This window comes from Streptobacillus ratti (genome assembly GCF_001891165.1).
GTDB lineage: Bacteria > Fusobacteriota > Fusobacteriia > Fusobacteriales > Leptotrichiaceae > Streptobacillus > Streptobacillus ratti.
In genome coordinates this window covers 93,676-115,598 of record NZ_LKKW01000001.1, presented here as the reverse complement: position 1 = coordinate 115,598, position 21,923 = coordinate 93,676, and the positions used below count along the sequence as shown (strand labels likewise).

Sequence of the window (21,923 nt, the reverse complement as noted above, 5' to 3'; positions counted from 1 at the left end):
TGTATTATCTCACAACATATATATATTTTTTTTAAATAAAAAGTCCAAAAAAATTTTGGACAATTTTATTAACTTACACCCATATCAAAGGCATATGGATTATATTTTCCAGTTTTAGTTTTTAAAGATTTAATAATTTTCTCAACTTCTTCTCCACTCTCAAAAGTAAAATCAAGTCTTAATTCATCAAGATTTAATGAATAAATTAAATCTAGTTTAGGAATTAAATTCATAGGTTTATATAGGTATAATTCGATATTATCTAAGTCATTTTTAACAACCTTATATCTATCAAAATGTTCTCCTTGTATTTCTTTATATTTCTTATTATTTATAGTATGTTCTATATACATTGTTTTCAAACTACCATAAATAACAAGCCCTCTTTTTAATGCTGTATTTGTCATTAATTTAAGTTGCTTATAATTTAATTCAGGAGAAAGAAAAATTGTATCTACATTTTCAAATGCTGAATACACATCTATACTAATGTTATTAAAAACATTAAAATTCCAATTTATTGCTTGATTTTTAATACCATTTTCTCTTCCTTTTATTAATTGATATAAATTTGAAACAAGATTTGTATTTTTATTAATTAACTTATTAGAAATATTTTTTTGTTTTACAATATCAAAATTTTCTCTATAAATTTTTGTTATTCCATGTTCTCTACATTTAGCTTCTTGTTCATCTGTTCTACATAGAGCAGAAAAAAATGGATTAGTTGATTGTTCTAGTTTAGGATACTTAAATTCTATATATTCTAATTTTTCATGCTTATATGAAGATATTAATTTCAATGTTAATTTTTCAACTAATTCTCTTTTTATTTGTTTTATTTTACTAAATGGTATAAATACTTTCCCATCATAAAATACTTCAATATTCTCTATTTCAAAATCAGTATCACCTAATTCAGAAAGCTTACTAATTATATCTTTTTCTGTAATTTTTTTATTTGCTAAAGTATTTAATATTTCACCTTTAATTCCAACTTTAATTTCTTTATTAAAATTATTCATAGTTGAAAATTCTATATATATTTCTTCATTTAAATTTGCAATTACTTTTGCATTAATTTTTTTATATCTTTTACGTACTTTAATATCATGATTTATTCTATCATTTATTTCTTTTGAATAATTTTTATATATATATTTTGTGCCTTTAGGTATATCTGGCAAATATATCATATCCCCTTTTTCTGCACTTAAAACCTTTGACCCATTCTTATATATTTTATTTACATAAACACCATCTATTTTTTCAAAATATTGATTTACATATTGTATTCCATCACCTAAAATTAAATCATCTAATATTTTAATTTCATTATTATTTTCTATTTTTCCTAATAGATATCCAAAATTTGATGAATACTTATGGTTCATTAATTTATCATCTAAATAAAAGTATCCTTTAGAATATCCTCTATTAAACAACTTATAGCTTTCACTTTTTCTACTAATCCCATTTAATATATCTTTATAATATGAAACAGTTTCAAAAATATATTCAGGTTGTTTTTTTCTTCCCTCTACTTTAATAGCATCTATTCCAATTTCTTTTAATTTTTTTATTTCAACTTCTTCTAATAATTGATCATTTGGTGATAAAAAATATGATAACTGTCCTTCTTCATCTTTAAATTTTTTTCTACATGTATATGCACACATACCTCTATTACCACTTCTACCACCTATAAAACTTGATACATAGCAATTTCCAGAATAAGAAATACACATAGAACCTGAAACAAAAACTTCAAGTTCAATATCTGTTTTTTCTCTAATTTCCTTTATTTCGTTAAAAGATAATTCCCTTGCAAGTACAACTCTTGATAAACCTAATTCCTTTAGATAATTAGCTTCAACATAATTAGCTACTGTCATCTGAGTACTTCCATGTAAAACTAAATCTGGAAAATTTGTTTTCAAGAATTTAATTAAACCTAAATCTTGTACAATTACAGCATCAACTCCATGTTCATATATAGGTTTAAAATTCTTATAAACCGATTTAATTTCCATATCTCTCATTATTGTATTAAGTGCAAGTAAAACCTTTACTCCTTTTTTATGTGCATAATCTATTCCATCTAGTAATTCTTGCATAGCAAAATTATCATTATTTCTTCTTGCACCAAAACCTTTTAAACCTAAAAAGACTTCATCTGCCCCTGCTTTTATTGCAGCATCTAATTTTTCAAAATTACCTGCTGGTCCAACTATTCTCATACTTACTCCTCACCATATGTTGGTTCTATATGATATATTACTTTTTTAATATTTGAATATCTAAATTTAATTTTTTTCTCTGCTATAACTGATATTTCATGAGCTTTTTCTAATGTAATATTAGGGCTTACTCTAATATCTGCAATAATATATATTTTTTTTCCTACTGTAGTCATATAAATATCATGTATATTTTCAATTTCTTTAACTTCTAAGGTTAATAATTTTACATTTAATAATAGATTTTCATCTTGTGAATCCATTAATATTAAAGTATTTTCTTTAACAATAGTGTATCCTTGAAATATTAAATATCCAGAAATAACAATGGAAAGCACTGCATCTATATTCTGTGAAATATACTTAGATGTTAAAAGTCCTAGTACAACAGTTATTGATAGTATAATATCTACATTGTAATCTAATAGCAATGCTTTTATTAAAGGATTTGTATATTTTTTTGATATAAAATAGACATAAAAATATTGTAATATTTTAATTAATACTAATAGAATAGATATCAGTAAAATCGAATAAAATTTATCATTTATTTCTAAATATTCTTTTCTTATTAACATTAAAATACCATTCTTTAATACTCCAAATGATGTTAAAATTACTATCACACCAATTATTAAACTAAATACAGATTCAACTTTACCATGACCAAATGGATGATCTTCATCACTTGGTTTCTTCCCTATATTAGCACCCACTAACACTAATACATTATTAATTAAATCTGACAATGAATTTATACCATCTGCTACTAATGAATTTATTCTAAAACTATATCCTAAAAACATTTTGAAAATAACAAGTATAATATTTACAATAATTGAAATTTTACTAACTTTAATTGTTGAATTTAAATCTTCTATTCCCTCTTTTAAATTCATTCTTGTATAAACATCATTTATTTTCACAAAATCATTTTTTTCTAAAAAGTTATCTATTCTTTTATGTTCTTTTACGACTACTTGGTCATAACCTAAATTTATACAGTCATAAATTGCAAAATCTAAAAGTTTAGAACCATATCCACTATTCCTATAATCATATTTTATATATATTTTATCAATAATTAAGCTATTTTCTTTTTTCAAAATTAAATAACCAAATATTCTATGTTCAAATGAAATAGCATAATATATGTTATTTTCTTCATGTTTAATATCTTTAAATTCATATAAATCTTCAAAATCAACTTTACTTATTCTCATAAAATCTCCTAAAATAATAAAAAAAGCTAGATAACTAGCTATGTACCATACACCAATTAATCGAATAAGTCCAACATTGGTTTCATATTGTATCAACTCAAAAATAGCTACCCCATAAACCTAAAAATCTCAACTTAATGCTGCTCCGTTCCCGACCTGACATGGTTCGCTGAATTTTTACAATATAGGACAATTTTATCAACATTAATACAATATGGCGTGAACACCAGAATTACCCTCAAAATTGGTATCATCCCTGCTAAAGCGGACTTCAGGTACAAGGACCCGCTACCTCCCCGACTTGTATGGTAAATCTATTATATCATTTTTTTAATATTTTATCAATAGTGCCGTTTTAAAAAATAAAGGAATAACTATAAAAATTATTCCTTTAAGATATTTATTCACTTCTTAATGCTTCCATAGGTGATAATTTAGATGCTTTTTTAGCTGGATATATTCCAAATATTAATCCTGTTCCCATAGAAACTACTAAAGCTACTATTAGTATATTTAATTTTAATATAGGTACAATACCAAATGGAATACCTACTAAGAATGCTAATGTTAATCCAAATAAGACACCTATTAATCCACCTAATAAAGTAAGTGTAACAGACTCTATTAAAAATTGCATTAATATATCCTTATTTTTAGCACCTATAGCTTTTCTAAGTCCAATTTCTGAAATTCTTTCAGTAACTGAAACTAGCATAATATTCATAACTCCTATTCCTCCAACGGCAAGTGAAATACTTGCAACTAGAGAAATAAATAATGAAATTTTATTCAATACATCTGATAATTTATTTACATCTTCTGAATACAGTTTAACATCATATATATCTTGATAATCAGATTTAGCATTTAAATACTCTTTTATTTGATTTACTGTTTTAGATATATCTTTTTCATTTTTTACTTTTACAGTTACTGTTTCATGAAATTCAACATTTGAAAAATCTTTATCATTTGTAATTACATCAATAGTTTTATCATTAAATGTCTTTTTTATTTTTTCATGTGGTTCTATATAAGTTCCTATTATTGTTAAAGTTTCTCTTGTATCATAATTAAATGTATCAAATGTTAATTGTTTACCTAATGCTTCTTTTTCACTACCAAATAAATTAATCGCACTTGTTCTTCCAAGCACTGCTAAATTATTTTTAGAATTAAATTCATCTTCTGTGAAAGATCTACCTGTTGAAATTTTTGGACTTAATACATCTAAAGCTTTTTTCCCATAGGCAGCTACTCTATAGTATCTACCCTCTCCATCTATACCCAATAATCCATTTTCAACAAATACTTTATCTATGTTTTCTTGTTTTTCCATTAATAACATATCACTTTCAGTAAAATAATGATTTCTACTTCTTTCAGATTTACCTAATTTTTGATGATTTATAGATACTGTTATTAGTTTTGCAGAAATTTTAGAAACATCACTTAATAATCCAGATTCAAATCCAGCACCAATTGAAGATATCATTACAACTGAACCTATACCAACAATAATTCCTAGGGTTGTTAAAAAAGATCTCATTTTGAAACCATATAAACTTTTAAGAGATAATTTTATTAATTCTAATATTTCCATACTATCCCCTTCTCTCTTTTACGATTTCATCAGAATTTATTACACCATCTCTAAGTCTTATTATTCTTTTAGTATGTTGTGCAACATCTTCTTCATGCGTAACCATAATTATTGTAACGCCTTTATCATTTAAATCTTTGAAAATCTTAAGAATTTCTTCTCCAGATTTACTATCTAAATTTCCTGTTGGCTCATCAGCAAATATGATTTTAGGGTCATTAATTAATGCTCTTGCAATAGCAACCCTTTGTTTTTGACCTCCTGACATTTCAACAGGTCTATGATTTATTCTTTCTCCTAGACCAACCATTTCTAAAGCTTTTTTAGCTTTTTCAAGCCTAGTTTCTTTATCAATCCCTTTATACATAGCAGGTAATTCTACATTCTCTAAAGCAGTTAATTTAGGTAATAAATTATATGCTTGGAATACAAAACCAATATTTTCATTTCTTACTGTTGAAAGTTCAGTCTCATTCATTAAAGATACATCAATACCATTTAAAATATATGTACCTGTAGTTAAATTATCTAAACACCCTAAAATATTTAAAAAAGTTGACTTCCCACTACCAGAAGGACCCATTAACGCAACATATTCTCCCTCACTTACAGATAAGTTTAAGCCTTTAAGTACTTCTAAGGAAAGTTTACCATTTTGATATACTTTAGTAACATCCTTAACTTCTATCATTGTACTTTATCTCCCTCTTTATATATTCTACTTGAATTATTTAATATTTTATCTCCCTCTTTAATACCTGACTTAATTTCATAAACTATGTTATTAGTTTTACCTAAAACTACTTCATTTTTCTTAACTCTTCCATTTTCATCTACTGTGTAAACATAAGTTTTATCACCTTCAAAAGATACATCTAAAAAGTTTACAGTTACTGCATTTTTAATACTTTCAAGTATTATATTTAATTTAACTGTATCTCCTGGTTTTAATTTAGAATTTGAATCAATTTTTGCTACAACATCTGTAACTGCATCATTAAATTGTTTACTTTTCTTTGAAATTTTAGAAATTTCAGTTATTGTAGATTCTATAACTTCACCATTTTCTAAAGATTCAGATGTTATATTAACTTTAACACCCTCTTTAATACTTTTTAATTTAGCATTTGGTACTTCTGCATGTACTTTTAAATTTTCTACATCAACTATTTTAAATAGATATTTACTTAAATCTATTTTTAAATTTTCATCTACATAAGATTCAGTAATTACTCCTGAAACAGTTGATAAAATTTTATTTGAAAATTCACTACTATTATTTTGTGCATTTTTTAAATCCATTTGTGCAAGATTTACTGCATCACTTAATCTATCAACTTCATTTTTAGATATACCCCCTATTTTATATAAAGAAAGGGCATCTCTATATTCTTTTTGTTTTGCTGATAAATTAATTTTTAATTTATTAATATTAGAGTTAATTTCTTGTAAACTTGATGAATCTAATTCAACTAATACATCTCCTTTTTTTACTACATCTCCTTTTCTGAAATTAACTTTTTTAACTTTTCCTTGTATATTTGAAAATATTAATACTTCTTTTTCACTATGAACTTCACCTGTAACTTCATAATTTAATTCAATGTCTTGTTTTTTAGCCTCATATACTTGAGTTACATTTGTATTTGAATTTACTGATGATGAACTTGAATACATTTTTACACCAAAACCAATTAAAGCTAATAATACAACTCCGAATATGATCTTTTTAGTTTTACTAATTTTTTTCATTATTTAACACCTCTTTTAAATTTAAAATTCTGTATATTTAAATTAATTTTTGATTCTTCTAAATCAATTTTAGCTTTCAATAATTCATTTCTTTTTTCTAAAAGTTTAGTATATTTTTCAGAACCCAGCTCAAATTTTCTTTCAATAATTTCTACTTCTTTTTCTAAATTTTTAACTTTTGTTTCATTACTAATATATCTAAATAATAAATTATTATATGAATTCTTTTCTTCTATGTATTTCTTTTGCTCAAAGATATTTAAATTATTCTTTTTCTTTTGAATATCTTCTTTTAATTCTCTCATATCATCATATTCATTTGTTATTATATTAAAACTCTTAGAAACAGTTACACCTGCATTAAACGCATTAGCTTTTATATCATATCCTATAGATGGTGTAATCGAAGGTATTTTATTGATTACTAAATCTTTAGTATAATCATATTCTTTTTTAGCAATTTGTAATTCTTCTATTCTTGTATATTTATTTTTTACATATTGTTTAATTACTTCATCACTTATCTTTTCTAAGTCATAATCAAACTCTAAATTTTCTAAATTAATTTCTTGTGCTACCATATTTACTTTTATTTGTTCTAATGTATCATTATCTATAGAGAATTTTAATTCAGAAAGTTCTAAATTACTCTTACCTACTTCATAATCATATTTAGAAATTATACCAAGCTTATAGCTTTCTTCAATTTTATTTTTATCTTGTTCAAATCTTTCTTTCTCTTTATTATTTAATTCTACTATCTTATTTTGTAATACATATCTTTTTATTAAATCAATTTTATCAAATAACTCTTTTTCTTTCTCTTCTTCCAATTTATATTTAGAGATATCATAGTTTATTCTATTTTCATCAATTCTATTATAGAAATATTCATTAATAGTTTTAGATGCACTAATACTATGACTACTAATTTCTCCACTTTTTAATAAATCTAATGATAAATTATAGTCAATAAATCCTAAACGAATATTATTGCTTTGTATTAAGCTATGACCATTACCATTACCACTACTACCACTATTAGCAGTGCTTGGTTTTGAATAATTTATTCCTGAACTTATATTTAACTTATTAAAATCCATTAAATTATTCTTCATTTTTTCTTTTTCCAACTTTTTGTATTTTGAAGCATAAGTTGAATCTAATTTTTTTTCTAAATTTTCAACATTATTTGCAATAGAAATACAAGAGTAAAACATCAATAATATTGTTAATTTCTTCATATAATCTCTCCTTTACTTACTTTTTTTCACCTTTATCATTAAAAAATATTCTTAAAAGAATTTCTGTTATAAAAAATGGTACTAACAGTAATAATATTTGAATAAATACTAAAGATGTAAATTTATTTTTAGCATATATAGCTGTACATATAAGTGATATTATTCCAAATATAAAAAATAGTTTTGAGAACATTTTATTTGCAAAAGTCCATGTTTCTTGAGATAACATAGACCACTTAGTCCTATACCCATACAGCTTGTTTACATTTGCTGGAAATCTTCTTGTCCATAAATATCCTAAAAGTATCATTAAAAAGGGTGTTAAAAATATATTCATTAATAAAAAGAATTTCATTTTATCACCTTTCTATGCTATTTCTAGCTTTTTTTCTTTCATTTTCAGTTAATAATTTTTTTCTTAACCTTATTTGATTAGGGGTAATTTCAACCAATTCATCATCATTAATATATTCAAGAGCCATCTCTAAAGTGAATACTCTTGCAGGAGCTAATTTAACATTATCATCTGATCCAGCTGCTCTCATATTAGTCAATTTCTTTCCTTTACAAGCATTTACAACTAAATCATTATCTCTTGTATGTTCTCCTACTATCATTCCCTCATATACTTCTACTCCTGGTTCAACAAATAATATACCTCTTGGTTGTAAGTTATTTAAAGCATATGCAAATGTTGTTCCATTTTCCATAGATATTAATGCTCCTTTTCTAAAGTTTGGAACATCTCCTTTATATTTTTCATAATCATAGAAAGTATGATTAAGTATACCAGTACCTCTTGTGTCTGTTAAAAATTCATTTCTAAATCCTATTAAACATCTAGCTGGTACTTTAAATTCAAGTCTTGTATATCCATCTCCACCTTGTACAAGATTAACCATTTCTCCTTTTCTAACACCTATTTTTTCAATAACAACTCCAACAAATTCATCTGCTACATCAATAGTTGCATACTCAATAGGCTCAAATAATACTCCATCTATATATTTAAATATTACTTTTGGTTTAGAAACTTGAACTTCATATCCCTCTCTTCTCATATTTTCTAATAATATTGAAAGTTGAAGTTCTCCACGTCCTTTAACTAAAAATACATCTGGAGAGTCTGTTTGCTCTAGTTTCATACTTACATTATGATTTACTTCTTTAGTTAATCTTTCTAATATATTTCTTGAAGTAATAAACTTTCCATCTCTTCCAGCAAATGGAGAATCATTGACTATAAAATTCATTGATAATGTAGGTTCATCTATATCTATAAGTGGTAAGGCTCTTATATTATCCTTATCTGAAATAGTTTCACCTATATCCACTCCCTCAATCCCAGCAACCGTTATTATTTCTCCAGCACCAGCCTTTTCTAATTCTACTCTTTTTAGACCCTCATATCCATAAATTCTACTAATCTTAGATTTAACTTGAGTTCCATCTCTTTTTATTAATACTATTTCTTGATTTCTTGAAATTGTTCCATTATACACTCTCCCTGTTGCAAGTTTACCAACATATTCATCATACTCTATATTAGTAACAAGCATTTGCAATGTTTCATTTAAATCTCCATCAGGTTGTGGTACTTTTTCAATGATTAAATCAAATAATGACTTCATATTATCTGTTTCTTCATTTAAACTTAATTTTGCAATTCCTAATTTAGCTGAAGCATAAACAACTGGAAAATCAAGTTGAGCATCATTAGCACCTAATTCAACAAATAAATCAAATACCATATTTACAACATTTTCAGGATCAGAATTTGGTCTATCTATTTTATTTATTACTACTATTGGATTTAAACCATGTTCTAATGCTTGTTTTAAAACATATTTAGTTTGTGGCATAACACCCTCAAAAGCATCAACTAAAAGTAAAACAGAATCTACCATTTTTAATATTCTCTGTACTTCACCACCAAAATCAGAATGCCCTGGTGTATCAACTATATTAATTTTATAATCATCATATTTGATAGAAGCATTTTTTGAAAATATTGTAATTCCTCTTTCCTTTTCTATGTCATTACTATCCATTACTCTTTCTTGTATTTTTTCATGTTGTGAAAAAGTCCCTGATTGTCTTAACAATGAATCAACTAATGTTGTTTTTCCGTGATCTACGTGTGCTATAATTGCGATATTTTTTATTTTCATTTATATTAACTATTACCTTCCTCTTTTTATCATATGTATTATAGCATTTTTTGTCACTTTTGTATATATAATTAACTTAATCTTATCATCGTTATATTTATATAGTACACTATATTAATGTTAATGTCAAGATATAAAAAAATACTGACTCAAAAAATCAGTATTTAATATAGTTATTTTAATAGTTCATAAGATGCACCTATCTTATATACCTTTTCAGATGGTATTAAACCTATTCCTGTTTCTATATGAAATCTATGTTCTTTATTTAATAAGATGTCAAAGCCTAAACCTAAATCAAGATTAATATCATTTTCTAAAGGTACAGTTGAATATCTTTCTTTATCTTTAAATTTAAAAATTAAGTTATTATCTTTTTTAATTTTTTTATCAAAAGATGTTTCTATATAGAAATTATATAAATTATTTCTAATCTCATTTTCTAAACCTAATTTTAAATTAGTTCCTATATTATACATAAAATTATTTTTTATATTTACATTTGTGTCATTAAATCTTAAATTTGTATTTATGTTACTACCATATAGCATAAATCCCATAGGTTCTACATAAAATAAAGAGCCAAATTGCTTCTTATATGTAATACCCAATCCACCTACAATTGAATTAGACACATAATCTTCATTTATTTTAAAATCTTTATTAAATTCATTCATAGATATTACTTTTAAACCATATTCTGGAAATTCTCCCTCTAAAATAACTCCAACATCTAAGCCATGCAAATCTTTATTAGTATATTTTTTATACTTGCTATTACTATATCCACCATATACTCCAACACCAAATATATTGCCATCATTATTAATATTTTTAATAAAAAATAAGTCTGTATTATTTTTATGAGAAGTTTTATTTAAAATAGATTTATTGATAATTCCAAATCTAAATTTACTATCATCATCTTCAAGGCTTTCTAAAAAGCTTTCTCCAGCAGTTGTGAAATTACCTAGTTTATACCTAGTTTTCATTTTATCTTTTAAAATATCTATTTTTTGAGACATATTTAATGCGTATTCATCTATTTCTTTCTTTACATTAGCATCTAGTCCATCATATTTTAAATTATCTCTATTTTCTATTTCTTCTTTTAAATTCTCTATTTGTTCTTTTAATTTTTTTATTTCCTCACTAGTATTAGTAGTTGAATTACTATTTGCTAAAACTAATGTTGTTGCAATAAAAAATAGTAATATTTTTTTCATTTTTCCCCCTATTTTATTTCCTCAATTTTATCATATGGATAATCCGGAGGCCAAAATATTCCATTAAGTTTAAAATATCCTCCTTTAATTCCCATTTTCTTATCCACATAATATTTACTATATTTTATTTCTCTTTCTTGATTTCCCCCTAAACAAATATATTGTTTTTTATCATCTGTAATATCCATTAAAAATGTAATATGACCATGTCCTGTAGATTCATTATTTTTATTATATTTTGTAAAAATTAATATAGAACCATACAAAGGCTTATCAATTCTTTTAAGTTTATTTATCATTTTTTGTGATGATGCTGTTTTAAAGCTTCCTATACCAGAAATATCTAAAATCCAATTTACAAAAGAAGAACACCAAGGAGTTTGACTATTTGCATCTATTCCTCCTCCTATTTTATGATACATAACAACTTTTCTTTTAAATTCTTCATTCAGCCTTATATTTCTTTTTCTAAATTTATATCTATTATATTCCTTTAATAAATATTTTATCCAAATAGGTTCATTTTTACTTTTATTAATTTCATAATCATATGTAGCACTAATACTATCCTTAGATTTTAAATATTCTTCTAAAAATTTATTACCATTTATATTTTTTCTATATTTTTTGAAAATTTCATATCCTTTAGTGTTTACACCTCTATTAATAAATGAATTAAAGTACTCTTTTATAACATCCATAATATCTGATGTATCAATAATTTTTTCATTATCATAAATTGCTAGATTATATGTAATTTTCTTATCAACATATTTAGGAGATAAATATACAGATAATATCTTTTTCATCTCATTAATATATGTATTTAAATTTTTAACAAATTTAATTCTGTTATCTTTTAAATCATATAAATCATTTATTAATTTAAAAGAAATTACTCTTTTATCTAAAAAATCAATAAGTTCATCTTTTGTTTTAAAAGGGGAATTAATCTTAATATCAGTTTTCTCCTTATTTTCAACAGTTTCTATACTTGAGTTTAAAACATTTTTAATAGTCGTTGATTCTAAACTTATAGTTCCACCAAAGCTACAATTAATTTTGGAAGTTAATAATAAAGCATTATTAGAACCATATTTTAAGTTTGAAACTGGAGTCCAACTACTTCCTATAATATTAATATTACAAACTTTTGTAATTGGACAAGTTGCAAATGGAGTTATTAATTTATCTTTATCTGTTAATACCATATCGCCCTTAACAAATGTATTTACTGACCCTGCAATAAATTTACTTGGTGTTGGGCATTGATTACATTTAACAATCACACTTGTTGTAGCAATTGTTTCTGAATTTAAAATTTTATTATTTTCTTCATCATAAAATGATTTATAGAAAAAATAAATACCTCTTATCCCTTTCAATTCACAATGCTTTTCTAAACTTATTTTTGTAGGAAAAAGTCCTTTAATACTATTTTTATCCGATTCTTTACTATTATCTCTCATATATTCATCATATGTCTTATTGATATTAGAATTTATATTTTCAAGTATTTTTTTACTATATCTAAATTTATTCTTAAGTAAGTAAATAATTAACTTTGTAATATTTAATTCATTTCCTATCTGATCAATTAAATTATATTCTTCTTCTGATAATCCAAAAGTTAATTCATCTAAAGAAATAAGGGTATTTCTGGAAAGATTTAAATCTTTCAAATCTATACCATCAAAATTACTCTTTTTGTACCTTATCCTATTTTTAATATATTTTATCAATATATTATCAAATAATCTTCTACTTCTAGGATATATCCTAATACCTTTAGAGTCAACAGAGAAACTAGATTTAACTAAATTATTTAATTTAATATAATCTAGTATTCTCTTATCCCCTTTTAAAGAAATATCATCAATATCCTTTTTCCCATAATTTAGATAATTGTAATCTGATAAATCAACCTCATAATTAATTCCAATATTTTTTAAATTCATATTTATCAAATTACTTATCTTGGATAAAAATATATTTTTTGAAACAGATTTAATTTTATGTACAAAACTTTCTTTAATGTATCTACAGCTATAACCCCCTAAACTTTTTTCCAATATATCTAATTCATTCCCCCTATTATTTTTAAGTATTAAATATATCATATCTTCAGTATGTAGTTTTTCTTTTTTCTTGGATACATCTCTAAAATAATCATATCCTTTTTGTTTTATTGTATCTCCTACACCATTTTTATCTTTAGTTTGTTCCTCATACATATTAAGTATGTTATTTATATCTTCTTCATCTTTTTCTGAAATGGTTCTATTTGTTGTATTTTCAACATATTTACTTGCATTTTCCTTGTATTTATTAGAATTATATTTTTCTCTAAGTAGATTATTTATTTTATCATTACTTTTAACAATTTTTTTAGATGTATTTTCATTTGATTTAGTAGAGACATTATTACTGATATTACTATTATTACTCCCACTATTTTTACTTTTATTATTATTGTTTTTTTCATTTCCTTTTACTTCATTATTCTTTTTAGAATTTTTTTTAAGCTCTATTATGCCCTTAATAATATCAGGATCTTTTAATTTATCTAATATAGATGATATATCAGATTTACTATCTTGCCCAAAAAAATCTTTTTTATCTTTTTCTGATAATTCTTTGATAATTTTATCATCTTTATTATTTTCTATTGGCACTACTACTTCTATTTCCTCATCTTTTTTCTTAAAAAGTTTGGATACATCAATTAATTCTAATTGTTTAAAATATTCTGTAATTGGAACATTATTTTCATCAAGATAGATATATTTTCTATTTTTAAAAAAGTCAGTCAACCTCTTACTTCCAAAAACATGAGCTGTAGATAATATACCCCCTAAAGTAATTTTTATATTTTTAGATCTATAATCATTTATGTTTACTAAATTTGGATTTTTAGATTTAATATCCTTAAAATCAACTTCATTATATTTACTTAAATACTTTATATTTTTTTCTATGTATATTTCTTGATTTTCAAATTCTTCTATTAAAGTATTTAATTCTTTCATTAAATCTTTAAAGGTAATTATTATTAATTCATCTTGCATAAGATAACCTTCTTTTGTATAAACTAAGAAATCAAAATCAGTATTTGGAAATTTTTCTTCAATTTTTAATTTACTTAACTTATATCTTCCAAAATTTGTATCATCAATTTCATTATATTTCTTAAGCAAAAATACTTCTGCTAATTTATCAAAAAAATTTGAAAGTTCTTGAGTAATATCTATATCTTCAAATTTTTTTAATTCCATTTATCCCCCTTTTAACTTAATCATTATGAATTTGTTTCCCTTTTAAAAGTAAATTCCCCTCACTTACTATACTTAAATTTTTAGATTTACTTCTTAACTCTAATTCATTACCAAAAATTTGTAAATCATCATTTGCTTCAACTGAAATATCCAATTCTGAAGCTATTCCTAATTTTTCTTTAGCTGAAATCACTATATCTTTTGAATTTAAAACAAAATTTGTAGTCAATATTTCCATTTTATTTTTAAAATTAATATATACCCTGTCTTTATTAATGTTAAAATCTATTTCTTTATTCAAATAATTTCTTTTTTCTCCATCATTAAATCTTGAACTATTTTCATTTTCCAAGCACCATGACACTTTCATATTATTTTCATTTTCATCAATAAATACCACATCAACCACATCATTTATTTCTGGTGTAGGGAAAAGCCCTGTATTTGATTGTGAATAAAAAGTTTTATAAGGTATATCTACATAATTTTTTCCAAAAGTTTGTACATTTCCATACTTTTCTTTTAAAAATTCACTAAAATCAACATTCATATATGCTTTTTCATCTCTTGAAAATATCTTAACGACTTTTCCCATTAAAGAACTACCTGTTATATTTGTATTTTTAATTGTTCTTAATTTATATTCTCCTATTTTAGAACATTCTACTGTACAAAAAAACATATTATTTTTTAATTCTATTTTAGATTCATTTACTATAAATTGTTCATCTTTATATTTAAAAATTTTCCCTAATGAATGAATTTTATTATCCATAAATTTTATCAATTTATTTCCATTTCTATTGATAACAGTAACTTTACGCAACCTCTTCTTCCTCCGATAATTTTTCTTCCCCTATTATAATTATGCCATCTTTATTAATAAAAATTCTTTCATTAATATCCGATAAAATTCGTACTAAAAATGCCCAATCATCTTCATTATACTGATAATATACTCTTCCTATTTCCATATCTATATTTTTTGATATATGATAGTCCATTCCATAATCTTTCAAAATATCCTCAATAACTTTCTTTACTGGTAATGTTGTATCTTGATAAAGTCTAACTAGTTTTTTATTTAATTTAAGTTTTACACTTTCATCTACTCCACTTAATCTTACAATTAAAGTTGATTCATCTAATGTTTCAACTAAAATTTCTTTAACTATACCTCTAAATTCTCTAGTTTCAAAACCACTAATATTATATTTAATTTCTTTTTTATCTAAAATATTTAATAACTCTTCTTCATATTTACTTTCACAAGAAAATATTATTATATCCTCACTATTTTCATTATATTTACTAAATGATTTAAAATCGTGTACAAATATATTTCTTAATGTTAAATTATCTAATTTTAAAATTAAAGTTTCCATATTATTTCTCCTTTTTTATCTCAATTTTATTTTTTTCTAATAAATTTTGTTTTAATAATATTGTATATTCTCCTATATTTTCTACATTATATTTTTTTATCATTTCATCAATATAAATATTATTAAAAATGTAAATAATTTTTTCATCTTCAGTTAAAATTTCTTCTATTATTAACTTCCTGTAATCATGTTTTTGAGATACCCATTCTAAAATACTTTCTAAAACTTTTTTACTTTTTTCTCTAATTTTACTATCATTTGGATCATTTAAAAACTTTATTCCTAAAGTAATTGATAATCCCTTATCTCCAACAATAAGACTGTCATTACGTGATTTAAAATTATATTTCAAATCAAATATTTCAGACTTTTCAAGTACTATTTTTTCATCTTTATTTTCTATTAATACACTAAAATTAAAAATAATATCCCCTCCCTAATTAAAAAAATACATTTTTATCTATTTTTGCAACTTTCCCATGATCAAGTACTGTAAAATGTTTTCCCCAGTACACTTCAATTTTTTCACCCTCTTCTAAAAAATACTTTTCTATAATAGAAATAAATTGGCTTTTTTCAAAATTAAATTTATCAGTTACATATATTACATATTTATGATTATTTATGTTTTTATAAAAAATATTTTTTGAAAAAACTTCATTTATCATATTTGGTAATACATAATCTAAATTTTTTGTTATTCTAAATTTCAAAATATATTTTGCAATTATTTCTTTATATTCTCCCTTTAATTTCAAATCATTAATAATATATTCGTAAATTTGTTCGAATATAGGTTTATTAACTCTTAAATCCATGGAAGCAGCTAAAATAAATACTACATTTCTTTCATCTTCTGTTAATTCATTTACGTCTAAAAAATCATAAAAATCTGGATTTAAACTTGCAACATACTTATCATAATCATTCATATATGCTGAAACAAATTGCATTGTAGAAAAAAATGTACTGCTATCTGTCTTTAAAGTTTTTAAAAGCTTAACATAACCATCATATAAGCCATATTTTCTTATACAATCATAAAGAGCAAACCATACGTAATTATAGAAATAAGGTATTTTTCTTTCTAGTATTGACTTTGACATATATTAATATTTTTTTCAGGAAATAATTCTTTAAATATTTGTTTTACATAATTAATTGTATCAATTTTAGCAAAACATTTATTACTAAATATTATTTCCAAAAAAAATTCCTCCTTTCCTAAAATATTATCTTTAAAATTAAAACCATCAATACTCTCTCTAAGAAATGTATTTGAAAAAATAATATTTTCAATACAATTCCTGTTTAAAACTTTTAAATAACCATAATTAATATTATTTGAAAACAATACCTCCCTTTCCACAGAATTTATTTTAATTAAATTCCATAATTTATATTCTGAACTAGTTGTCCAAATTTTTAATATATAACCTGTGTTAATAACGCCATAAATATTTTTCTCAGTATCAGCAACTAAATATTTTGAATCTTTATCTAAATTAAATATATATTCAAAATATATATTTTTTTCAGTTGGTCTTATTTTTTTATTAGAAAAATAATTTATTTTTTCTATATTCCAAAAAATTTCATAATTGATTTTTACCTTTTCGTTATATTCTTTAAAATCAAAATTTAAATCTATATCTTTATCATTATGTAAATCATATAAATCAATATTATCGTAAATTGAAACTATTTTTATAAGATACATACTATCAAAAATGTGTAAAGGTAAATAATTTATATATAAATTATTTAAATAAGCGTAATTTTTAAGTATTTCAATTTCCTTTTTATATCTTTCATCTTTAACAAATTTTACTTTTACCTTGTTTATTAAACTGTCTTTTGAGTATTCAAGAATAAAAAATCTTTTTTCAATTTCCTCTCTTTCATTTTTATCTAATTTTAAATATGCTGTTGCAATAACTTGAACATCTTCTTCAAACTTATACCTTTTTATCATTGATTCAAAATTTTTTTCTTTTTTATTTGTTATTAAAAATTTTATTTTTATTTCATCTTTTAAACTAAAAATTTTATTATAATCTTCTAAAGTTTCTTTTTCAAAAATTTCATTTTTTTTATTAAATTCATCAAAAATTTTATTTATTATATCGGTTTTTATTTTAAATTTTTCCTCAATTTCCTTTTCATCATTACTTTGAATTAATGATTTATTACTTCCTTTAAATATCCCCCTCATTTTCACCTCATTTCTTTAAGAGTAATATACCCTCATTTTATAAATATGTCAAGTTTTAAATTAATATTTATTCATTTTTTATTTTTTTTATTTTAATAAAAAATACTCCACTAAATCTATGATTTAATAGAGTATTTACTATATCGTAGCACTAAAAAAATATGTTATTATTGTTACGATAAAACCTGCAATAATTATCCCTAAAAAAATTGAAAAAAAACTTTTTTTAAAATCTATATCAAGTAATGAAGCTGCCAACATACCACTATATGCTCCTGTTCCTGGTAAAGGAATTGCAACAAATAAAAGTAATGCTAAAAAAAATCCATTTTTACTTTTAGAGGTTATTTTTTCTCCAGCTTTATGCCCTTTATCTAAAATAGTCTTAAATAATTTACCAATATATTTATTCTCTTTTCCTAATTCAAGTACTTTTTGAGCAAAAAAATATACAAAAGGAATTGGCAAAATATTTCCTATTATAGATACAACTATAGATGATAATAAAGGCAATCCCAATATTTGAGATACTGGAATAGCTCCCCTTAATTCAATAAAGGGAATTGCAGAAATAATTAAAATATAAAAATATTTTACTAACATGTTTCTCCTTTATATTATAGTCTTACAAGTATTTTAACATAATATTTCTTTTTTTTCCATGTATTGACAATATTACCTCTTCTATGTATACTTTTACTGAGGTGTATATATGAAAAAAGAACTAAAAGAATTTATTAAAACTTTAGAATTAATTATTTATGATCAAACTATAGAAGAAATTTCCCTAGATTTGATAGACAAAAGTATAGAAATTGAACAAGATGACATTAAAAGATTTATCATAACAGAATTACTTAATTTATATGATAAAAATGATTTGCATGATAAAAAAATTAAATTATTAAAATTTCTGACATATAATGATATTGTTAATAATAATTTTTCATATATAATTCAACTTTTCTTTGCTTTAGATACTTATAAACCTAAGCATCAGGAAGATTTAAATAAAATATTTGAAATTATTAAATCTCAAAATAAAGAAGACTTATTCTTTATTGAAGTTTCAAATATATTTTTTAAAAATAAAATATTTGAACTTGCTGATTTTTATGCTAGTAAAATAAAGGTTGAAAAAAATAATTCAATATATTTAAATGCGTTATATAACAGAATTTTTTCTAATTATCATTTAAATAACATAAGTATGATGAAGCTTTTACATAAAGAGGTTGATAAGTTTTTTGATATAAAAAACGAATTAATATTAAAAAATGAATTTATTTTAAATATGCTTACTAAAAATTATTCTAAGGCTTTTGAAATAATTGAGGATTTATCTGAAAAAACAAAGAAATATAACTATCAACTAGATGCTTATATCTTATCAATTATACTAGATAAAAAGAGATATATAAAAAAATACTCTTCTATCTTTACAACTATTGATAAAACTAAATTTATAGAAGATATAAATTCTTCAATACTTATTTTAGGACTTTCTAACACAGAAACAGTAAAAATATTTAATACCATAGATCTTATTCAATTCAAATTTAATTAATAATTGAAAAAAAATAAAAAAATGTGATATAATTACATTAATGTGGGAGTGTTTTGGTTTTGACAGGATAAAAAGGGCGTAATTAGCAAGTAGAGATGGTCTACTCTTAAAACACCATTAAAAATAATTGGAAAAAACAATTTTGCTTTAGCTGCTTAGTTCAGCTAACGTTATTATTTGTAGTGCCATTATACAACTAGTAACGTCATTTTTAATGGCTTACTAATTAATATGATTATGTTTAATTAGGAAATTATATAATCTCGCAAATAAAATTTTGTTCATTTAATATTTATTTGTTAAAAACTTAAATGAAATAAACTTGTAGAATTTTATGCTTAGCTTTTATTTTGGACACGAGTTCGATTCTCGTCACTTCCACCATTTTTATCAGAAAGGTATTTTATGAAAAAAGAAGGAATATTTGAAACAATCAAATCATTTGTTAATTTTCATTCCAGAAAAATACGATTAAAACTAATATTTTATTCAATAATAACTGGTTTAATTACTGGTATCATAGTATCTTTATATACTCTTTTACTTAGTAAAATTACAATATTTAGAAATGATTTAATAGAAAAAAATATTAATCCTTTATTACCTTTAATAATTATTGTATTTATATTAACAGCAATAATTATTCAATATACCTTAAGTAAATATCCACTTATTTCTGGAAGTGGTATTCCTCAAGTTATGGGATTAATACAAAAAAAAGTAAAATTTAATTGGTTGCCAGAATTAATTACAAAGTTTTTTTCTGGTCTATTAACTATATTCATAGGTTTTTCACTTGGAAGAGAAGGTCCATCAATACATCTAGGATCTTTAGTAGGGCAAGGTGTAAATGAAATAAGTAAAAGAACTGAGGTTGAAGAAAAATATTTAATTACATGTGGTGCAAGTGCAGGTTTAGCTGCAGCTTTTAATGCTCCACTTGCAGGTTCTATTTTTGCAATAGAGGAATTACATAAATTTTTTTCACCAATATTATTAATATGTGTTTTAATTGCATCATTATTTGCAAATTTAATTTCAAAATTTTTATTAGGTCCTCAACTTGCGTTTGAGTCTTTTAGTTTTATATCACCTGTAAATTTTGAATTAAAGGAAATATTATTACATTTAATTCTAATTTCTATTTTATGCTTTATAATGGTTTTACTTGCATCTACATTTAACTATTCTATTATTAAATTTAAAGATATATATTCAAATATTAAATTAAGTAAATATACTAAGATATCAATTATCGCTATATTTTCTCTATTAATGATATATTTTTTACCTGATATTACGGGTGGTGGACATCATTTAATAGAACATTTATTAGATTACAATTCAACAATTAGACTTCTTGGTCTTATTTTAGTAGGTAAGTTCTTATTTACTATGATTTCATACTCTACTGGAGCTCCTGGTGGGATATTTTTACCCTTATTAGTAATTGGAGCATTAGTTGGTAAAATTTACGGATTATTTTTAGTCCACACATTTAATTTTTCAGAAGAATATATAACATTATTTGTATTAATTGCTATGACTTCATACTTTACAGCGGTTGTAAGAACTCCTATAACAGGAATAATATTAATACTTGAAATGACAGGAAACTTTTCTAATCTGTTTTCATTAGTTATTACTTCTACTCTTACATATGCTTTTTCTGAATTACTTAAACATAATTCAGTTTATGAAGAACTATTTGAACATATGTTTAAAGGAGATGATAAAAAATCTCAATCTATTGAAAAAAATGAGAAAATAGTTACAATAAAAATACCAGTTATTTCAGATTCTAAATTATCAAATAAAATGATTAAAGATATTAAGTGGCCTCCAAATTTATTAATTATTGGAATTGAGAGATCCGGTAGTCCTCAATTTATTCCAAAAGGAGATACTATACTAAAAGATTCAGATATACTTATTCTATTAACAGATGAAAATACTTCAAAAAAATATATGAATAAACTATCTGAGTTATCTACTGAAAATATTGATATTTACAATATTTAA

The 21,923-nt window shown here is 23.2% G+C and carries 18 protein-coding genes and 2 other RNA genes; 3 read left to right on the top strand and 17 right to left on the bottom strand.

Features of this window, described 5'->3' with window-relative positions:
* Positions 1-68 precede the first annotated feature (68 nt).
* The 17 genes from BT993_RS00545 to BT993_RS00465 form a co-directional block, all read right to left on the bottom strand.
* On the bottom strand, positions 69-2,240 hold the full coding sequence (locus BT993_RS00545; protein WP_072592725.1) for a peptidase U32 family protein: 2,172 nt from the start codon (positions 2,238-2,240) through the stop codon (positions 69-71).
* Between the two features lie 2 nt (positions 2,241-2,242).
* Positions 2,243-3,463 (bottom strand): GNAT family N-acetyltransferase, encoded by a 1,221-nt coding sequence (locus BT993_RS00540; protein WP_072592724.1) that lies wholly within the window; start codon positions 3,461-3,463, stop codon positions 2,243-2,245.
* A 45-nt stretch (positions 3,464-3,508) separates the two neighbouring features.
* Positions 3,509-3,772: signal recognition particle sRNA large type (ffs, locus tag BT993_RS00535), an RNA gene on the bottom strand.
* 91 nt (positions 3,773-3,863) lie between these two features.
* A complete protein-coding gene (locus tag BT993_RS00530) occupies positions 3,864-5,066 on the bottom strand; it encodes an ABC transporter permease (RefSeq protein ID WP_072592723.1) in 1,203 nt (400 codons plus the stop codon).
* Between the two features lies 1 nt (position 5,067).
* A complete protein-coding gene (locus BT993_RS00525; RefSeq protein WP_072592722.1) occupies positions 5,068-5,757 on the bottom strand; it encodes an ABC transporter ATP-binding protein in 690 nt (229 codons plus the stop codon).
* Complete coding sequence (locus BT993_RS00520; protein ID WP_072592721.1) at positions 5,754-6,818, bottom strand: efflux RND transporter periplasmic adaptor subunit; 1,065 nt, start codon at positions 6,816-6,818, stop codon at positions 5,754-5,756. Before BT993_RS00520 ends, BT993_RS00525 begins: the two co-directional genes overlap by 4 nt.
* Positions 6,818-8,062 (bottom strand): TolC family protein, encoded by a 1,245-nt coding sequence (locus tag BT993_RS00515; protein WP_072592720.1) that lies wholly within the window; start codon positions 8,060-8,062, stop codon positions 6,818-6,820. Before BT993_RS00515 ends, BT993_RS00520 begins: the two co-directional genes overlap by 1 nt.
* Before the next feature lie 16 nt (positions 8,063-8,078).
* Positions 8,079-8,417: an SdpI family protein gene (locus BT993_RS00510; protein WP_072592719.1), complete on the bottom strand. Its 339-nt coding sequence runs from the start codon at positions 8,415-8,417 to the stop codon at positions 8,079-8,081.
* Positions 8,418-8,421: 4 nt separating this feature from the next.
* The gene (typA, locus tag BT993_RS00505; RefSeq protein ID WP_072592718.1) at positions 8,422-10,233 is read right to left on the bottom strand and encodes a translational GTPase TypA; all 1,812 of its coding nucleotides are present in this window, start codon (positions 10,231-10,233) and stop codon (positions 8,422-8,424) included.
* Positions 10,234-10,406: 173 nt separating this feature from the next.
* Positions 10,407-11,459, bottom strand: coding sequence for a hypothetical protein (locus BT993_RS00500; protein WP_072592717.1), 1,053 nt, complete (start codon positions 11,457-11,459; stop codon positions 10,407-10,409).
* Between the two features lie 8 nt (positions 11,460-11,467).
* The gene (locus tag BT993_RS00495) at positions 11,468-14,734 is read right to left on the bottom strand and encodes a PAAR-like protein (protein ID WP_072592716.1); all 3,267 of its coding nucleotides are present in this window, start codon (positions 14,732-14,734) and stop codon (positions 11,468-11,470) included.
* Between the two features lie 16 nt (positions 14,735-14,750).
* Positions 14,751-15,521, bottom strand: a complete 771-nt coding sequence (locus tag BT993_RS00490; protein ID WP_158007918.1) for a hypothetical protein — start codon at positions 15,519-15,521, stop codon at positions 14,751-14,753.
* 31 nt (positions 15,522-15,552) lie between these two features.
* Positions 15,553-16,119: a hypothetical protein gene (locus BT993_RS00485; protein WP_072592714.1), complete on the bottom strand. Its 567-nt coding sequence runs from the start codon at positions 16,117-16,119 to the stop codon at positions 15,553-15,555.
* A gap of 1 nt (position 16,120) precedes the next feature.
* Complete coding sequence (locus BT993_RS00480; RefSeq protein WP_072592713.1) at positions 16,121-16,471, bottom strand: hypothetical protein; 351 nt, start codon at positions 16,469-16,471, stop codon at positions 16,121-16,123.
* 88 nt (positions 16,472-16,559) lie between these two features.
* Complete coding sequence (locus BT993_RS00475) at positions 16,560-17,225, bottom strand: hypothetical protein (RefSeq protein ID WP_072592712.1); 666 nt, start codon at positions 17,223-17,225, stop codon at positions 16,560-16,562.
* Positions 17,207-18,334, bottom strand: a complete 1,128-nt coding sequence (locus BT993_RS00470; protein WP_072592711.1) for a hypothetical protein — start codon at positions 18,332-18,334, stop codon at positions 17,207-17,209. The genes BT993_RS00475 and BT993_RS00470 overlap by 19 nt, the downstream gene beginning before the upstream one ends.
* A gap of 138 nt (positions 18,335-18,472) precedes the next feature.
* Positions 18,473-18,937 (bottom strand): COG2426 family protein, encoded by a 465-nt coding sequence (locus BT993_RS00465; protein ID WP_072592710.1) that lies wholly within the window; start codon positions 18,935-18,937, stop codon positions 18,473-18,475.
* Between the two features lie 109 nt (positions 18,938-19,046).
* Between BT993_RS00465 and BT993_RS00460 the strand changes: the two genes are divergently transcribed.
* From BT993_RS00460 to BT993_RS00450, 3 genes are all read left to right on the top strand, one after another.
* Positions 19,047-19,901, top strand: a complete 855-nt coding sequence (locus BT993_RS00460) for a hypothetical protein (RefSeq protein ID WP_072592709.1) — start codon at positions 19,047-19,049, stop codon at positions 19,899-19,901.
* A gap of 44 nt (positions 19,902-19,945) precedes the next feature.
* Positions 19,946-20,285: a transfer-messenger RNA gene (gene ssrA / locus BT993_RS00455) on the top strand.
* 21 nt (positions 20,286-20,306) lie between these two features.
* Positions 20,307-21,923 carry a ClC family H(+)/Cl(-) exchange transporter gene (locus BT993_RS00450; RefSeq protein ID WP_072592730.1) on the top strand — a complete coding sequence of 539 codons (1,617 nt, stop codon included), beginning with the start codon at positions 20,307-20,309 and terminating at the stop codon, positions 21,921-21,923.